General features: G+C 63.2%; 14 protein-coding genes. 9 read left to right on the top strand and 5 right to left on the bottom strand.

From position 1 onward, the window contains the following. Positions 1-4 precede the first annotated feature (4 nt). Positions 5-1,480: a hypothetical protein gene (locus tag AADZ90_RS05065; protein ID WP_367308839.1), complete on the bottom strand. Its 1,476-nt coding sequence runs from the start codon at positions 1,478-1,480 to the stop codon at positions 5-7. A gap of 48 nt (positions 1,481-1,528) precedes the next feature. Next, the gene (locus AADZ90_RS05070) at positions 1,529-2,275 is read right to left on the bottom strand and encodes a uroporphyrinogen-III synthase (protein ID WP_367308838.1); all 747 of its coding nucleotides are present in this window, start codon (positions 2,273-2,275) and stop codon (positions 1,529-1,531) included. Between the two features lie 56 nt (positions 2,276-2,331). Here AADZ90_RS05070 and tsaD point away from each other — a divergent pair, with 56 nt between their 5' ends. Together tsaD and AADZ90_RS05080 are read left to right on the top strand one after the other, a co-directional pair. Then, entirely contained in the window at positions 2,332-3,426 is a 1,095-nt protein-coding gene (tsaD, locus tag AADZ90_RS05075; protein ID WP_367308837.1) for a tRNA (adenosine(37)-N6)-threonylcarbamoyltransferase complex transferase subunit TsaD, read from the top strand. Next, on the top strand, positions 3,423-4,292 hold the full coding sequence (locus AADZ90_RS05080) for an NAD-dependent epimerase/dehydratase family protein (RefSeq protein WP_367308836.1): 870 nt from the start codon (positions 3,423-3,425) through the stop codon (positions 4,290-4,292). Before tsaD ends, AADZ90_RS05080 begins: the two co-directional genes overlap by 4 nt. Here the strand turns inward: AADZ90_RS05080 and AADZ90_RS05085 are convergent. Both AADZ90_RS05085 and AADZ90_RS05090 read right to left on the bottom strand, forming a co-directional pair. After that, positions 4,289-5,086, bottom strand: coding sequence for a DUF2793 domain-containing protein (locus AADZ90_RS05085; protein ID WP_367308835.1), 798 nt, complete (start codon positions 5,084-5,086; stop codon positions 4,289-4,291). The genes AADZ90_RS05080 and AADZ90_RS05085 overlap by 4 nt on opposite strands. An 80-nt stretch (positions 5,087-5,166) precedes the next feature. After that, positions 5,167-6,192, bottom strand: coding sequence for a polysaccharide biosynthesis/export family protein (locus AADZ90_RS05090; RefSeq protein WP_411996944.1), 1,026 nt, complete (start codon positions 6,190-6,192; stop codon positions 5,167-5,169). Positions 6,193-6,457: 265 nt separating this feature from the next. On the opposite strand from AADZ90_RS05090, the gene AADZ90_RS05095 reads away from it, so the two are divergent. Together AADZ90_RS05095 and AADZ90_RS05100 are read left to right on the top strand one after the other, a co-directional pair. Further along, entirely contained in the window at positions 6,458-7,138 is a 681-nt protein-coding gene (locus tag AADZ90_RS05095; protein WP_367309555.1) for a sugar transferase, read from the top strand. Between the two features lie 137 nt (positions 7,139-7,275). Continuing rightward, a complete protein-coding gene (locus AADZ90_RS05100) occupies positions 7,276-9,159 on the top strand; it encodes a polysaccharide biosynthesis protein (protein ID WP_411996945.1) in 1,884 nt (627 codons plus the stop codon). On the opposite strand, the gene AADZ90_RS05105 is transcribed toward AADZ90_RS05100, so the two are convergent. Then, positions 9,156-9,443, bottom strand: coding sequence for a YggT family protein (locus AADZ90_RS05105; protein ID WP_367308832.1), 288 nt, complete (start codon positions 9,441-9,443; stop codon positions 9,156-9,158). The two genes, AADZ90_RS05100 and AADZ90_RS05105, sit on opposite strands and share 4 nt — an antisense overlap. A 130-nt stretch (positions 9,444-9,573) precedes the next feature. Between AADZ90_RS05105 and AADZ90_RS05110 the strand changes: the two genes are divergently transcribed. The 5 genes from AADZ90_RS05110 to AADZ90_RS05130 all read left to right on the top strand — a co-directional run bounded on the left by AADZ90_RS05110 (position 9,574) and on the right by AADZ90_RS05130 (position 14,049). Then, positions 9,574-10,107: an acyl-CoA thioesterase gene (locus AADZ90_RS05110; protein ID WP_367308831.1), complete on the top strand. Its 534-nt coding sequence runs from the start codon at positions 9,574-9,576 to the stop codon at positions 10,105-10,107. Positions 10,108-10,170: 63 nt separating this feature from the next. Beyond that, positions 10,171-11,568, top strand: coding sequence for an MFS transporter (locus AADZ90_RS05115; protein ID WP_367308830.1), 1,398 nt, complete (start codon positions 10,171-10,173; stop codon positions 11,566-11,568). Further along, entirely contained in the window at positions 11,535-12,449 is a 915-nt protein-coding gene (mepA, locus tag AADZ90_RS05120) for a penicillin-insensitive murein endopeptidase (RefSeq protein WP_367308829.1), read from the top strand. Before AADZ90_RS05115 ends, mepA begins: the two co-directional genes overlap by 34 nt. Before the next feature lie 76 nt (positions 12,450-12,525). Beyond that, positions 12,526-13,335, top strand: a complete 810-nt coding sequence (locus AADZ90_RS05125; protein WP_367308828.1) for an esterase-like activity of phytase family protein — start codon at positions 12,526-12,528, stop codon at positions 13,333-13,335. A gap of 84 nt (positions 13,336-13,419) precedes the next feature. Then, positions 13,420-14,049, top strand: coding sequence for a queuosine precursor transporter (locus tag AADZ90_RS05130; protein WP_367308827.1), 630 nt, complete (start codon positions 13,420-13,422; stop codon positions 14,047-14,049). Positions 14,050-14,403: the final 354 nt, after the last annotated feature.

The raw sequence follows: 14,403 nt of genomic DNA on the forward strand, positions 1-14,403 counted from the left end.
GTCCTTAATTCGAGATCATGGTCTCATTGAGGGTAGAGGCGGCGTTGACAGCATCAGCCCGCGCCCGAGCCGCGACAATCCAGTCGGCCATTGCGGTCTGTGCCTCTTCCGGCAGCAGGTCAATCTCGGTCAGCGCATCGGCCACCCGTCCCTCATCAACCGCTGCCCCGATGCGAGATAGAACGGCATCGGGATCGTCACCCTCGCGTGGTTCGACCGATCGGATATTCAGCCGTGACTGAACGAAGGCACCAAGGCCCGTCGCCTCGCTCCCCGACCGGATTGCCGACAGCGCAGCGCGGGCAGCGGCGGGAAAGTCGCGGGCCAGCTCTTGAGCGGTCGCGACACCTGACGCGGCATGTTCCCCCAGCGTGGCCAATTCAGGCGCTTCCATCCGGGCAGAGAGATCGGCAAGTGCATCGGCAAACGGCTCTCCGGTCCCCAGGGCTGTCTGGATGCGGGTCAGCGCAGCGTCAGCAAACGCTTCATCCGCGGCGGCGATCGCGCCTTCTTCCTGACGGCTCATCCGACCCTCAAGTTCGCCGATCTGGTCTTGCAGGCCCGATAGGTCGTCCGCAATCGTCTCGACAGTGCCGCGTAAGGCCGCGACATCGTCCGGCAAACCGCCGAGATCCGCAGGCTGGCCGTCGCCGCCTCCGGCAGGGCGGGCCTCGAGGTCGGCAAGACGGGTCTCGATTCCCGCCAACCGCTCGTCCAGTGCCGTGACCGCCGAAACCGCATCGGCCACCTGTGCCGAGGCATCTTCGCGCAAGATCGCGATCTCCTCAGCAAGCGCCGGATCCTCTCCCGGCGTCCCCGCATCGGCCAGACCGGCCTCAAGCGCGTCGATCCGCTGCCTCTGCTCCTGAAGCGTCGCTTCCAACTCTGCCGAACTTCCACCGGGGGCCAACTCGCCTTCGAAGTAGAAGAACGCCGCGGCAAATCCCAAAGCCGCGGCCAGCGCCCCGCCAAGCAACAACGTGAAGACACCTCCACCCGAAGACTTCGTCGTCGCAGCTGCGGCAGCAGGCGCGGGAGCGGGTTGCGGTTCGGTGTCCTCTGTTTTCCGGGTACTCGTCGCCTCCTGCAGCTGAGGGTCCACCATTGTCGGTGCATAATCCGGAACCTCAGCCCCACCTTCGGGCACGCCGGCGTCCACACCCCGAGGCGAACCATCCTCGTCCAGTAGTTGCGGATCCGTCATCACGGGCGTGTAGTCAGGTACCTCTGCCCCACCCTCGGGCACGCCGTCGTCAACATCCCGTTCGGTGGGCGCATCTTTCAACTGCGGATCAGTCATAACCGGCGCATAGTCCGGGACATCAGCCCCTTCCGCCGGAACCTCGTCTGCGTCCTTTAGCTGAGGGTCGACCATAACCGGTGCATTCGGCGGAACCTCCGCGCCATCCTCCGGCACGCCGGCGTCGACGTCTTGATCGTCCTTTTGTTTCCGGTCAGGGGTCTCGTCGGTTCCGGTCACTGGGCGCCCTCCCTTTCCGGCCCACCCAATGCAAGCCACTCTCGTTACTTAGTCCGGCGGCGGGGACGGCTCAAGCATGGCAAGCGCATCGCCTACTGCCCTAACCATCGAAGGTCCGTCTGGGTTTCGTGCAATTATCTCTGTGGCCACACCAAGTGCCCGCGCTGGATCCGCGGCAGCCTCACTGATCGCTACGAGCGTCACCGGCGCTCGAACAGGCGCCAGACGGGCCAGTCGCTGTCCAGAAAGAGGGGAAAAGACCGGCAGGATGACCGGCCGCTCCTTATCCAGTACGACCCGGCCCTTCGGGGACAACGGCACGTCGCGCTGCGCGTAGACCACCACATCGGTCACGTCGAGGCCGGCCTCCGACAAACGCGCCGCGATCGGAACACGCGATGGCTCCCCCCGCAGGTAGAGAAGCGGCCCGGCCGGCGCAGCGTCCATGACCTCGTTGACAAGACGGTCGGCATCCGGCGCGACAACCTTGACGACCGCACCTTGCTCCATCGCCACTGCTGCGGTCCTTTCACCGACGCAATAGCAGGACAATCCCTTCGGCATTCCCAGCTTGCCCAGGCGCCCCGACCCGCTCTGCGATGTCACAATGATGCCTGACACCGCACTCCAGTCGATCTCGGCTGGGTGATCGACAGTCTCCACCATAGGTGCAATGACCGGCGAGACGCGATCACCAAAGCTTGCCCGCAACGACGCAGCGAATAGAGCGGCAACCTCCACTGGCCGGGTTAGCAGGACGGGAACGCCACGCTTGATCACTCTTTCCTCGATCATTGTGGGCCGGGCCCGCAAGTGTTACCTGCCGCACGGTTCAAGGCAAGCCAGGGCCCATGACCGGTACCTTTCATATCCTCGGGATCGAAAGCAGCTGCGACGACACTGCCGCGGCCGTTTTGCGCGTGGACAGATCAAAGGCTCAGATCTTGTCGAATGTCGTCTACGGCCAGTCTGAGCTGCACGCTCGCTTCGGTGGTGTCGTGCCCGAGATCGCGGCCCGAGCGCACGCCGAAAAGATCGACCTCTGCATTGAGGACGCTTTGTCTCAATCTGGTCTAGCGCTCGAGGATCTCGACGGCATCGCCGTGACCGCTGGCCCAGGCTTGATCGGCGGCGTGCTCGCGGGCGTGATGTGCGCCAAGGGTCTCAGCGCCGCCACTGGCCTGCCGCTGATCGGCGTGAACCATCTTGCCGGTCACGCCCTGACGCCCCGCCTCACCGATGACGTCACCTACCCCTACCTCCTACTGCTCGTCTCGGGCGGCCATTGTCAGATCCTGATCGTGCGAGGCGATGAAGACTTTACACGCCTCGGTGGGACTATCGACGACTCACCAGGTGAAGCGTTCGACAAGACAGCGAAACTGCTTGGCATGTCCCAGCCCGGCGGACCGGCTGTCGAGGCGGAGGCCCGCAACGGCGATCAGCGCGCCATCGCGCTGCCCCGTCCGCTTCTTGATCGACCCGGTTGCGACATGTCCTTCTCGGGCCTCAAGACCGCCGTTCTGCGCCAGCGCGACGCGGCCGTGGCCCGGGATGGCGGCCTGAAACGCTCTGTCCGCGCCGACCTTTGTGGCGCCTTCCAACTCGCTGTGCGCGACATCCTCGTCGAAAAGACCCGCCGCGCCCTCGACATCTATCTCGCCGAGCGCCCCAAGACACCGACGTTAGCCGTCGCTGGCGGGGTCGCTGCAAACGGCATGCTACGGGCAGGCCTCGAGAAGCTCGCCCGACAACAGGGCATGGCTTTCGTCGCCCCTCCGCTGGCGCTCTGCACCGACAATGCGGCAATGATTGCCTATGCTGGCGCCCAGCGCCTGATCGCCGGTGCGCAGGACGGTCTCGACCTCGCTGCGCGGCCCCGCTGGCCGCTGGATCAGAAGGCGCCTGCAATGCTCGGCGCAGGTAAACGAGGCGCCAAGGCGTGACGCCGGTCGTCATCACGGGTGCGTCTGGTATGCTGGGTTACGAGGCCACCACGCGTCTCCCCGCGACCGAAATCATCGCCATCTATCGCAGTGCGCCGCAAACCCCCTTCCCACGCAATATCCAAACCTACCGAACCGCGGATCTTTTCGACCGCGACTGGTTTGGCGCGGTAGCTCCTGAGGCAACGATCATCCACTGCGCTGGCCTCGCCGATCCTCGTTCTTCAGCCGATTCGTCCCACCTCGCCAAGGCCAAGGCCGAGGCCATGCTCTTTGAAACCCTGCGACAGGCGGGATGGCGTGGACGGTTGATCCTGCCCTCTTCGGCGGCCGTCTATGGCGCCCCGGGACGCGCCCCTGTCTTGGAAACCACAGAACCGCGACCAATCTCCGCCTATGGCAACCTCAAGCTGGCAACGGAAGCGGCCTTCTTGGCTGAGGCGGGACTACCGCTAACAATCCTTCGCTTCGCTTCGCTCTACGGGTCTGAAGCCGCCCGCCCCGGGCAGGGCATCATCCGCATCCTCCGTGACCGGCTGGCAGACCGCAGGCCTTTCACCCTCTTCGGCGACGGAGCTACTTGCCGTGACTACCTGCACATCAAAGATGCAGTTGCAGCCATCGCGGCCACCCTCGAATACTCACACAACGACACCTTCAATATAGGGACCGGCATCGCGACCAAAGTCATCGACCTGATCGCGATGACAGAGAGGCTGACCGGTGAGACGCTCCAGATCGAGCGAAGACCTGCAGTCGCTGAGGCTGGATCGACCATCCTCGACCCAACCCGCGCCGCCGAGACCTTCGGCTGGCGCGCCAAGATCCCGCTCGAAGACGGCCTGCGACGCTACCTCACGGCCTAAACCGTCGTCCCATCCATCGCTCGCCACACGGCACCGTCCGAATAGACCGGCTGCGACCCCGCGGGACCGTCGGTGACGAAGGCGAGCGTACCGGCTGCAGCACCCACAGGCAGGCCGGCCACAGATCCCGGGGTCAACGCAAGCACCGTCCCGATCGTCACCGCCGCAGTCCCCCCATCGATACGCAGCGCCTCCTCCCAGGCCAAGCCATCAGCGCTCACCTTCACCGACAGGTCGTCATTGCCCGCCGTCCCGATCTCGGCTCGGCCGCTCCAACCGGTCTGGAACAGAAGGCTCGCCGTATCGTCAGCGTCAGACTTGTTCAGCTTCACCTGATGCCCGCCCCCTGCATGGGTAAAAAGCGTCGCCGGTCCGGATACGGCAAGCGGATTGCCCGCATCCGCGCTCGTACCGACACCGACCCGCTGCACGTTCTGCAACTCTTCGGGAACGGCGCCGAATGGCTCCCACCCCAAATCGCCAAAGACGATCATCCCATCGGCCTCTTCGACATAGGCCCGCCACCCCGGCTGCGGCGTGAAGAACTGCCAGACGCCATGCTCGCGCATCGCGATTTCGTCGTCATGACCCGCCCAATCGCCCGTCGCCCCGGTACCGACCACGTGGCGTTCACCCTCCGCCGCGGCAGCCGGAGCGATCGTCCGGTCAGCAGACGTCACGCTGAGTTGCACCAGAAGATCCAGCAGACGAACCGCCTCGTTATGGGTGACATGCTTCTGCGCCTGCGACGGTTGGATGTAGGGCAGGGCGAGTATCGGCGATTGGTCGGTCATGGCGGTCCCCTTGAAAATGGCAGGGACCGCTTTGCGCGATCAATGGTAAACGCGCGCCTAGGTCGGCGCGCGTTGCGTCCCTACTGGAACCGCTGCGCCTGGCCTGCCAGACCGAAGCCGCTGCCGATCAGGCCGATGATTGTGCTCGTTGTTGTGATTGGGCTTTCGGTTGCCAAAACCACGTCGCCCGGCTGGATCCTGAACCGTCGGGCTGAAAAGAGGCCGTCCGTCTCTGTCAGGTCGATGGTGAAAACGACCCTCTGCTTGGTCGGACCGCTCGGTCCTATGGCGCCGGGGCCGTACTCCCGAAGGACCAGAACACCCTGCGGATCCCCCCGCGCCGCTTGAATTCCGCCCATCAGCGAGACGGCGTCGAGCGCACTGATCGAGGTCTGCGTGAAGAATATCTGTGTCTGCGCTCCCGCAGCGCCGAGCGTGAGGAAATATCGGTCATCTTCGACCACCAAGACACGATCCCCACCGCGTACGCGCACATCGAGCCGGGGACTCTCGAACAGATTCTCAACTGAGGTTTCGAACCGCTCGCTCCCGCGCAGCAAACGCACTTGCGGGTTCCGCAAGCCTGGCGCAACGCCCCCGCCGAACGCGATAAGGTTGAGGATCGAGACGTTCTCGTCCGGTAACGGATAAGTTCCCGGTGCAGAGACACCCGTAACCAGGTTGGCCGTGCTTGCACGGCCCTGTTCGATCCGCAGCTGAACCTGCGCCGATGGCAGAACCTCGACCATGCGCCGCTCAACCAGGTTGCGCGCCGCTTCCGGCGTTCGGCCGGCGACCTGGACGGTGTTGATGTAGGGCAAGAAGATCGTCCCACCTGGCGAAACCCGGATATTGGCCAGTTCGACGACCTTCATGCCCGGCGCGGTCAGAAGTGAGTTCTCGTTGTTATCCCAGACTGTGACAAAGACCTGATCGCCTGGTCGGATGACCTGATTTAACGATCCACCGCCCGCTGAAGGCCAGTTGTGGCGCAGCCCGTCATCGAATGGCCAGCTTGCGATGATTGGAAGATAGGCCCGCGTGACGGGGTAAACCGCGAAATCCGCAGTGTCCTTGTTGGCCCCACGGACGATCTCGCGCTCCATGGGCGCACTCCGCGGTAGCGAACACCCGGCCAGCACAAGCGTTAGCGTGACAATCATCACGGCCCGGAGGTTCCGGTTCAATCGTCCCATATCATGTCCCCCGGACTGCCCTTTTGGCTATTGGAAGCAGTGCTTCGCTCCGCGGGCGGATACTACATGCCCCTAAGAAGCCGTCAATTGGCAGAACGCGCCGCCGCGACCCTTGGCGGACCTTCTTCAGGCGGGTAAGGCGTGTGAAATGGATAATACAGGAAGCACTTCCGGGATTACTGCGGGAAAGAGACTCTTTGATCTGGGCCTTGCTTCGGTTCTGACGATCGCCCTTGCACCTCTGTGGCTTGGTCTTGCTATGCTGATACTTGTCAAAGACGGTCGCCCGGTTCTCTTTCTGTCCGAAAGGATGAAGACCCCGCATGAGAGCTTCAATCTCTGGAAGTTTCGCACCATGCGTGTCGCTGACGATCCTGGTACAGGTGTCTCTGGTGGCGACAAGACTGAGCGGATAACCGCAACCGGCACTATCTTGCGCAGAATTCGCGCTGATGAGATTCCACAACTTTTCAACGTTTTACGCGGCGATCTCAGCTTTGTCGGTCCACGCCCGCCGCTGCGGGTCTACGTCGAACGGTTCCCCGATCTCTATGCGGATGTCCTGAGCTGCAGGCCGGGCATTACCGGGCTTGCCACATTGGTCTTCGCTCGGCATGAGGCGCAACTCCTCGCTGCCTGCCGCACGCCTCAAGAGACCGACGCCGTTTACGCCCGGCGCTGCGTGCCGCGAAAGGCTCGGCTCGATCGCATCTATGCGCGCAATCGATCGTTTACCCTCGACCTCTGGATCCTCACCCAAACGCTCCGCCTTGTCGCTGGCGGGCGCCTCCGCCGTCCAAGTCGACAGGGGTGGGCCATCACAGCAGAGAATCGCCCAAGCAATTCAACAGGTTGAGTCTGAGCGCTTGCTTTGACAGCCCAACTGGCCCTAAGAGAATGGTCAACAATGATCGAGGCGTCAGGGGGTGACGCAGCCTTGAATCCAATTCTGTGCCTCGCAACTGGCCTCTGCACCATCGGACCTAAAGCATCATGATAATGGATGCGCTCCAGCGTCTGACGCGTCGGCAACGGCAGGGGTTCCTCTTCCTCACAGACCTCGCCGTGGTCCCGATCGCCCTGTGGTGCAGCCTCGCCATCGAAGGCTCCGAGCGCCCGCTCTATGACCTCTTTACCCAAGTTGACGGAGCGATCGTGGCCATCGCCATCGCCGCGCTCGTCTCGGTCATGCTCGGCATGCCGCGGGTAAGGCTGAAGAGCTACGACACCAACGGCCTCGTCCGAAGCGGTGTCTATTCGGCCGTCCTCAGCAGCGTCCTTGCCCTTCTCGGCTGGATTGCAGGCTACAGCGATCCGGGCTTCTGGATCACCTTTGCGATGTGCTTCTTCATCGGCTCGGCGATGCTCCGGCTTGCGATGCTCCAGATCGTATTGATTGCCTACCGCCGTGCCGGGCCGCGCCGCCGCGTGTTGATCTACGGTGCAGGATCCACGGGCTTGCAACTTGCCACCGCGCTTCGCCACGACGAATCCGTCGAACCAGTCGGCTTCATCGACGATAACCCCGCTATGCAAGGCCTTTCCATCGCGGGCCTGCCGGTCGCAAGCTCCGCCAAGATCGAAAAACTGATCAGGAAGCGGGATGTCAGTCTGGTCTGTCTCGCGATGCCCTCGCTTTCAGCCCCCCGCCTCAACCAGATCGCCCGGCGGCTTGAGGCGCTTGGCGTCGATGTGCAGGCTCTGCCCTCTTTCGCCCAGCTTATCGGTGCTGAGGCACTGGCCGACAAGCTCACCCCGGTCCGCCCCGATACCTTCGTCGGCCGGGAGACCTTCAATTGCACCCCTGATCTCGGCTGCGACGTTTATAGTGGCCGTTCGATCCTCGTTACCGGGGCAGGCGGCTCCATCGGATCAGAGCTCTGCAGACAGCTCCTCGGATGCCGCCCAACCCGGCTTGTTCTCTTCGACGTGTCCGAGGCCGCGCTCTACCAGATCGAAAGGGAACTCTCCGACCTTGCCCCGGCGGATGTCGAAGTCATCCCCAGCCTAGGATCGGTGACCGACGATCGTCAGATCCGAGACGCGCTCGACCGCTACCAGATCGATGTCGTCCTCCATGCGGCGGCCTATAAGCATGTACCGCTCGTCGAAGCGAACCCGCTGCCAGGTCTCTCCAACAACGTTCTCGGCACCGCAGCGCTCGCACGGGCTGCGAAGGCCGCCGGCTGTGAACGTTTTGTCCTCGTCTCCTCAGACAAAGCGGTGCGGCCAAAGGGCATCATGGGGGCCTCCAAAAGGCTGGCCGAGATGGCGGTGCAGGACCTCGCCTCCCGCCCCGGCGATACGATCTTCGCCATGGTGCGCTTCGGCAACGTGCTTGGTTCCTCCGGTTCGGTCGTCCCGCTCTTTCAGGATCAGGTTGCTCGCGGCGGACCGCTGACCGTCACGCATGAGGATGTCACTCGCTTCTTCATGACCGTGACCGAGGCCGCGCGCCTCGTTCTCCTGTCCGGTTCCTTCGCCAAGGGTGGAGAGGTGTTCGTGCTCGACATGGGAACCCCCGTCCCGATCAAGGACCTTGCCCGGCAGGTCATCGAAAGCTCCGGCTACACCGTTCGCGATGCCGACAACCCCGACGGCGATATCGAGATCGCGATCACCGGCCTGCGCCCGGGGGAGAAACTGCACGAAGAACTTCTCGTCGGTGAGGACCGGCTAGAAACGGCGCATGAAAAAATCTTCGCCGCCCGCGAACGCCACCCGTCTGAGATCGAGGTTGCTGGTGCCTTTCGCGCCCTGACGGCCGCCATAGATGCCAATGATGAGGCCGCCGCCCGCAAAACGATCGCTCGTTATGTCGAAGGCTATAGGGCCGACGACAGCGTCAGCGAAGGTGTCGCAGCTCCACGGGGTTAGACGAAGGCAGGCAGATTGTTTCGGATGATGATCTCGACCGCATAGATCGCGAACAGCGCAACTAGCGGCGACAGGTCAACACCGCCCATCTGCGGCAGAAAGCGCCGGATTGGTTCGTAGATGGGCTCAAGGACGCGCTGCAGACCGTACCAGATCTGGGCAACGACCGGCTGACGCAGGTTCAGAACCTGGAAATTGATTAGCCAGCTCAGAATGAAATGCGCGAAGATAATGATCTTCGCGATGCCTAGCGCCAAAAGCACGATCTGCAAAAAGGATACCATCGGACCTCCGTTTCAGACGCCAGACCTAGGCGCTCGGAACGGGGCGGGCAAGACCCGCCGCGCCTGCCGCGCCGTTCCGGTTGACCCGGCCCCAACCCTCCGCAAGGGTCCGCCGCGAAGGAGACGGCAAATGTATCCATTCCTGCGCCTCGCCAAAGAGATGTGGCTGCACCGCGATGCTCCCGATTTGGGTCTGACCGAGGCGCATATCAGCCGCCACCGCTGCTGGCCGCACGATATCGACGGGTTCCTCGAGATGAATAACGGCCGGATCCTTACGATCCTCGACCTCGGCCGCCTCGTCCTCGCCAAGCGCACGGGCCTTCTCACCACGCTCCGCGAGAAGAAATGGGGGTTGACCATGGCGGGTGTCTCTGTCCGCTACCGCAAGCGCATCCCGACGTTCCAGACGTTCACAACGGTCAGTCGCGCCGTCGGCTGGGATCACCGTTTCTTCTATATCGACCAGCAAATCTGGATTGGAGAGGACTGCGCCGTTCAGGCCCTCTACCGCTCGGCCATCGTCGAGAAGGGCAAGATGGTTGATCCGACACGCGTGTTCGAGGCGCTCGGCGCAGGCAGCGAAAGCCCCGATCTGCCCGATTGGGTAGCGAACTGGATCGCGGCAGATGCAACACGGCCCTGGCCGCCCGACCGTCATTAGGCGTTCGCTGCTTGCCACACAGCCTCCCGCTCTGTCTTATCCGGCCACCGGGCAGGAGAACCAATGAGCGAGATAACAAAAAGAAAACGCATCTGGGGCTGGATGGCTTTCGATTTCGCGACCCAACCCTACTATACGCTTGGTCTGACCTTCGTTTTCGGTCCCTACTTCGCTGCCGTCGCTGCCGACTACTTCCTCGGCACCGGGCTTAATGAAACCGCCTCCGATGCCCGCGCCCAATCCGTCTGGTCCTTAGGTCAGACCATTGCAGGCATGTTCGTTGCCTTCACCGCCCCCATCCTGGGCATCTTCGCCGACCGCTCGGGCCGCAAGATGCCGTGGATCATCTTCTTTTCGGTCCTTTACGTCATCGGCGCCTGGTCGCTCTGGTGGATGACGCCGGATGGCGCGAACCTCTACCTGATGCTCCTCCTCTTCTATGTCGGCTTCATAGCGGGCGAGAGCATGTTGAACTTCGTCAACGCCTACTTGCCGTCGCTCGGAACCGAAGCCGAGGCTGGCCAGATCTCCGGCTCCGGAGCAGCCTTCGGGTATGTGGGCGGGGTTCTTGCCCTCTTCATCATGCTGCTCTTTCTGGCTGAGAATGAAACCGGCCGCACCCTGATCGGCCTGGATCCGATCCTCGGCCTCGACCCGGAAACCCGCGAAGGTACCCGATCCGTCGGGCCGGTCATCGCGCTCTGGTTCATCGTCTTCATGATCCCCTTCTTCCTCTACGTCCGGGACGACGCGGTGAAGACGGCGACCGAAAAGGTCGGAGGCCTCGGCAGCGAGCTTAGGACACTTGCCCGGACAGTTGTCCGTCGCCGCAGCCTCGGGGCGTTCCTGCTGTCCTCAATGCTTTACCGCGACGCGCTCAACGCGCTTTATGCCTTCGGCGGCGTCTACGCGACGCTCGTTCTCGACTGGTCGATCATCCAGATCGGCATCTTCGGGATCGTCGGTGCCGTTACCGCCGCGATCGTCACCTGGATCGGCGGCATGGCCGACCGGCGCTTCGGCCCCAAGCCCGTCATCATCACCTGTATCCTCGCTCTTGTCACCGTCTGCACGACGATCGTCGCCATGTCGCGCGAAAGCCTCTTCGGCATCCCGCTGGCCGAAGGCAGCGCGCTTCCCGACATCGTCTTCTACATCTGCGGCGCAACGATCGGTGGTGCGGGCGGCGCAATCTACGCCGCCTCCCGCTCGATGATGGTCCGCCACGCCGACCCCGCCCGGCCCGCCGAAGCGTTCGGCCTCTTTGCGCTTTCGGGCAAAGCCACCGCCTTTCTTGCGCCCGCCCTCATCGCGCTCTTCACCTGGTTGCTGCAAGATGCTCGATTAGGTTTCATTCCGGTCATCTTTCTCTTCCTTATCGGCCTTGTTTTGCTAGTCTGGGTGGAAAAGGATGGAGACCGAGCCGAATGGTCCGCAGACTTGCAACCGCAGCCCTCCTGATCCTCCTCGCCGCCTGCGGACCTGGGGAAGAAACCGCTACGGTCGTATCCACCCAAAGCGCGCCCGCCAATAACGGCGACACCCGCGTCGCAAAGCACCTCTTCGGGGCGGCCCAAATCTCTTCCCGGCAGGCCCCAGCCCCCTTAGGTGGCTATTCTCGCGGCTGTCAGGCCGGCGCGGTGCAACTGCCCGAGACGGGGCCGACCTGGCAAGCAATGCGCCTCTCTCGCAACCGCAACTGGGCCCAGCCTGTCGCCATCGACTATGTCCAGGACCTCAGCCGCTTCGCCGCCACACAGCCCGGCTGGAACGGGCTCTATATCGGCGATATGAGCCAGCCGCGCGGCGGCCCGATGACCAGCGGCCACCGCAGCCACCAGTCCGGTCTCGACATCGACATCTGGCTGCGCCCTGCAGACAATCTCCGCCTCAGCCCGCAGGCGCGCGAGAACATCTCGTCCATCTCCCTGCGCCGGGCCGAGGGGGCTTACACGAACGGCAACTGGACTCAACAGCACATGAATATCCTGCGCCAGGCAGCCAGCGACCCCCGCGTCGCGCGGATCTTCATCTTCCCCGGCGCCAAGGTCGCCATGTGCGAAGCCGAAACAGGCAATCGCGACTGGCTCCGCAAGATCCGCCCCTGGTGGGGCCACCACTACCACTTCCACGTTCGCCTGAACTGCCCGCCGGGCGCGAGCGGGTGCGAAAGCCAGTCCCCCATCCCGGCCGGCGATGGTTGTGCCGACGCCCGCCAATGGGTGCGCAACATCCTCAACCCGCCCCCGCCGGATCCGAACGCCCCGCCGCCCAGACCCCGGCGAGAGATCACGATGGCGAACCTCCCCGCCCAATGCACCGCCGTCCTGACATCTGACTGACTTGCTCCGATCAATAGCGCTCCTGCTCGCGGCAGCCCTGCCTTGCTGCGCGGCCCCGGAGGCCGAGTTGGTCGCGATGCGTGCTCTGGGAACGATACGAAACGAAACTGCGTTCGGCGGTTTCTCTGCAATCGAATATCAATCGGTTTCCTCGGACGATTTGCTTACAACTGGCAAGTTCACGATCATTACAGACCGCGGGAGCATCTATACCGGGCCGATCTTTCGCAACGATGCGGGCATTGGAACCGGGATAATCGACTTGGAACCAATTCTTGCCGAAGATCTTAGGCCCGTCGCCGAGTTGACAGGTACGGGCTTCGATGCCGAGGGCCTAACGATTGCCGCCGATGCCCTCTACATCTCGTTCGAAGGCCAGCATCGCATTCTCCGCTATACTCTCGACGGTACCGTTTCGCGCCTCCCCGATCTGCCGCCCGAGGCTCGCCTTCAGCAAAACTCCGGAATCGAAGCGCTGGCGACCGACGACAACGGCAACGTCATCGCCATTCCCGAACGTTCCGGCCAACTCGACCGACCCTTCCCTGTCTTCAGCTTTGATGGCGTTGAGTGGTCTGTCCTCTTCAGCATCCCACGCGAAGGGCCCTTTCTCGTCGCAGGTGCGGACATCTTAGAAAACCGTCTCTATGTCCTCGAACGCGCCTTCACGGGCCTCGCCTTCCGCAGCCGCGTCAGAAGCTTCGCGATGGACGGCTCGGGCGAGCAAACACACCTCGAAACCCCTGCCTTCACCCACGACAACCTCGAAGGCATCACCGTCTTCCGCGACGAGATGGACAATTCGATCCGCCTCCTCATGATCTCCGACGACAACTTCAACCCGCTGCAGCAAACCCAGATCGTCGAATACCGCCTGCCCGATTGACCGGCACCGCGCTTTGCCCTACTCAGCCGCGTCCGCCAACGTGGCGGGCCAAGTGCCGCACCCTTGTCAAAACGGATCAGTCCCATGTCCCGCACGCTTCTGCCTGGCATCGCCGCCATGGCCGCCATCGTCGTCGCCTCGAACATCCTCGTGCAGTTCCTGCTGCTTGACGGGCTCCTCACCTGGGGCGCCTTCACCTACCCCTTCGCCTTCCTGGTGACCGACCTGATGAACCGCCTCTATGGCGCGGCACAGGCCCGCAAGGTCGTCTTCGCAGGCTTCGCCATCGGGATCGTCTGCTCGGTCATCGGCTCGCAGATCGTGCTGGAATACGGGCCCGCCGTCCCTCTCCGCGTCGCTATCGCTTCGGCCACCGCCTTCCTCGTCGCGCAACTCCTCGACGTCGCGATCTTCTCGCGCCTGCGCGAGGGCGTCTGGTGGCGCGCACCGCTCGTTTCGACCCTGATTGGCTCCACTGTGGACACCGCGCTCTTCTTCTTCATCGCCTTCTCCGCCGCCCTCACCTTCGGCGCCGCTGCAGACGCGAACATCGCCTGGGCACAGGACGCAGCGCCCCTCCTGCTGACCGGCCCCGAAGCCCCGCTCTGGGTGACACTCGCCATCGCAGACTGGGGTGTGAAGCTCTCCATCGCGCTGATCGCACTCATCCCGTTCCGCCTGATCGTGTCCCGCCTGCGGCAAGGCGCCGCCTGACCGCTCTCTGTGGTATTTTTCGTTTGGTAGAACGCAACATCTGTGGCAGCGTTCTCCATAGGCGAAACATTGAGAAAGGAGGTGATCCAGTGATCAGAGAAACATTGGAGAGCGAGGTCGGGACAGCTTGGGAGGTCCGCCACTAGGCAATCCTGGTGGTGATACCCATCCCAGGTGGATCGTGATCTAACCGACCCACCTCCGTACTTCTCGGAAGGGCCGTTTCATCGCCGAAGCGGCCCTTTTTCGTGCGAGGGACCAAGGATCAGAGAGCATCACGCCGCCAGAGCACAGCCGCGACCGGGTTGACGTTGCCGTCACCGCGTCGAAGGATCGGAATGACGTCTGGCGCGG

This window comes from Aestuariibius violaceus, from assembly GCF_040779325.2.
Taxonomy (GTDB): Bacteria; Pseudomonadota; Alphaproteobacteria; order Rhodobacterales; family Rhodobacteraceae; genus Aestuariibius; species Aestuariibius violaceus.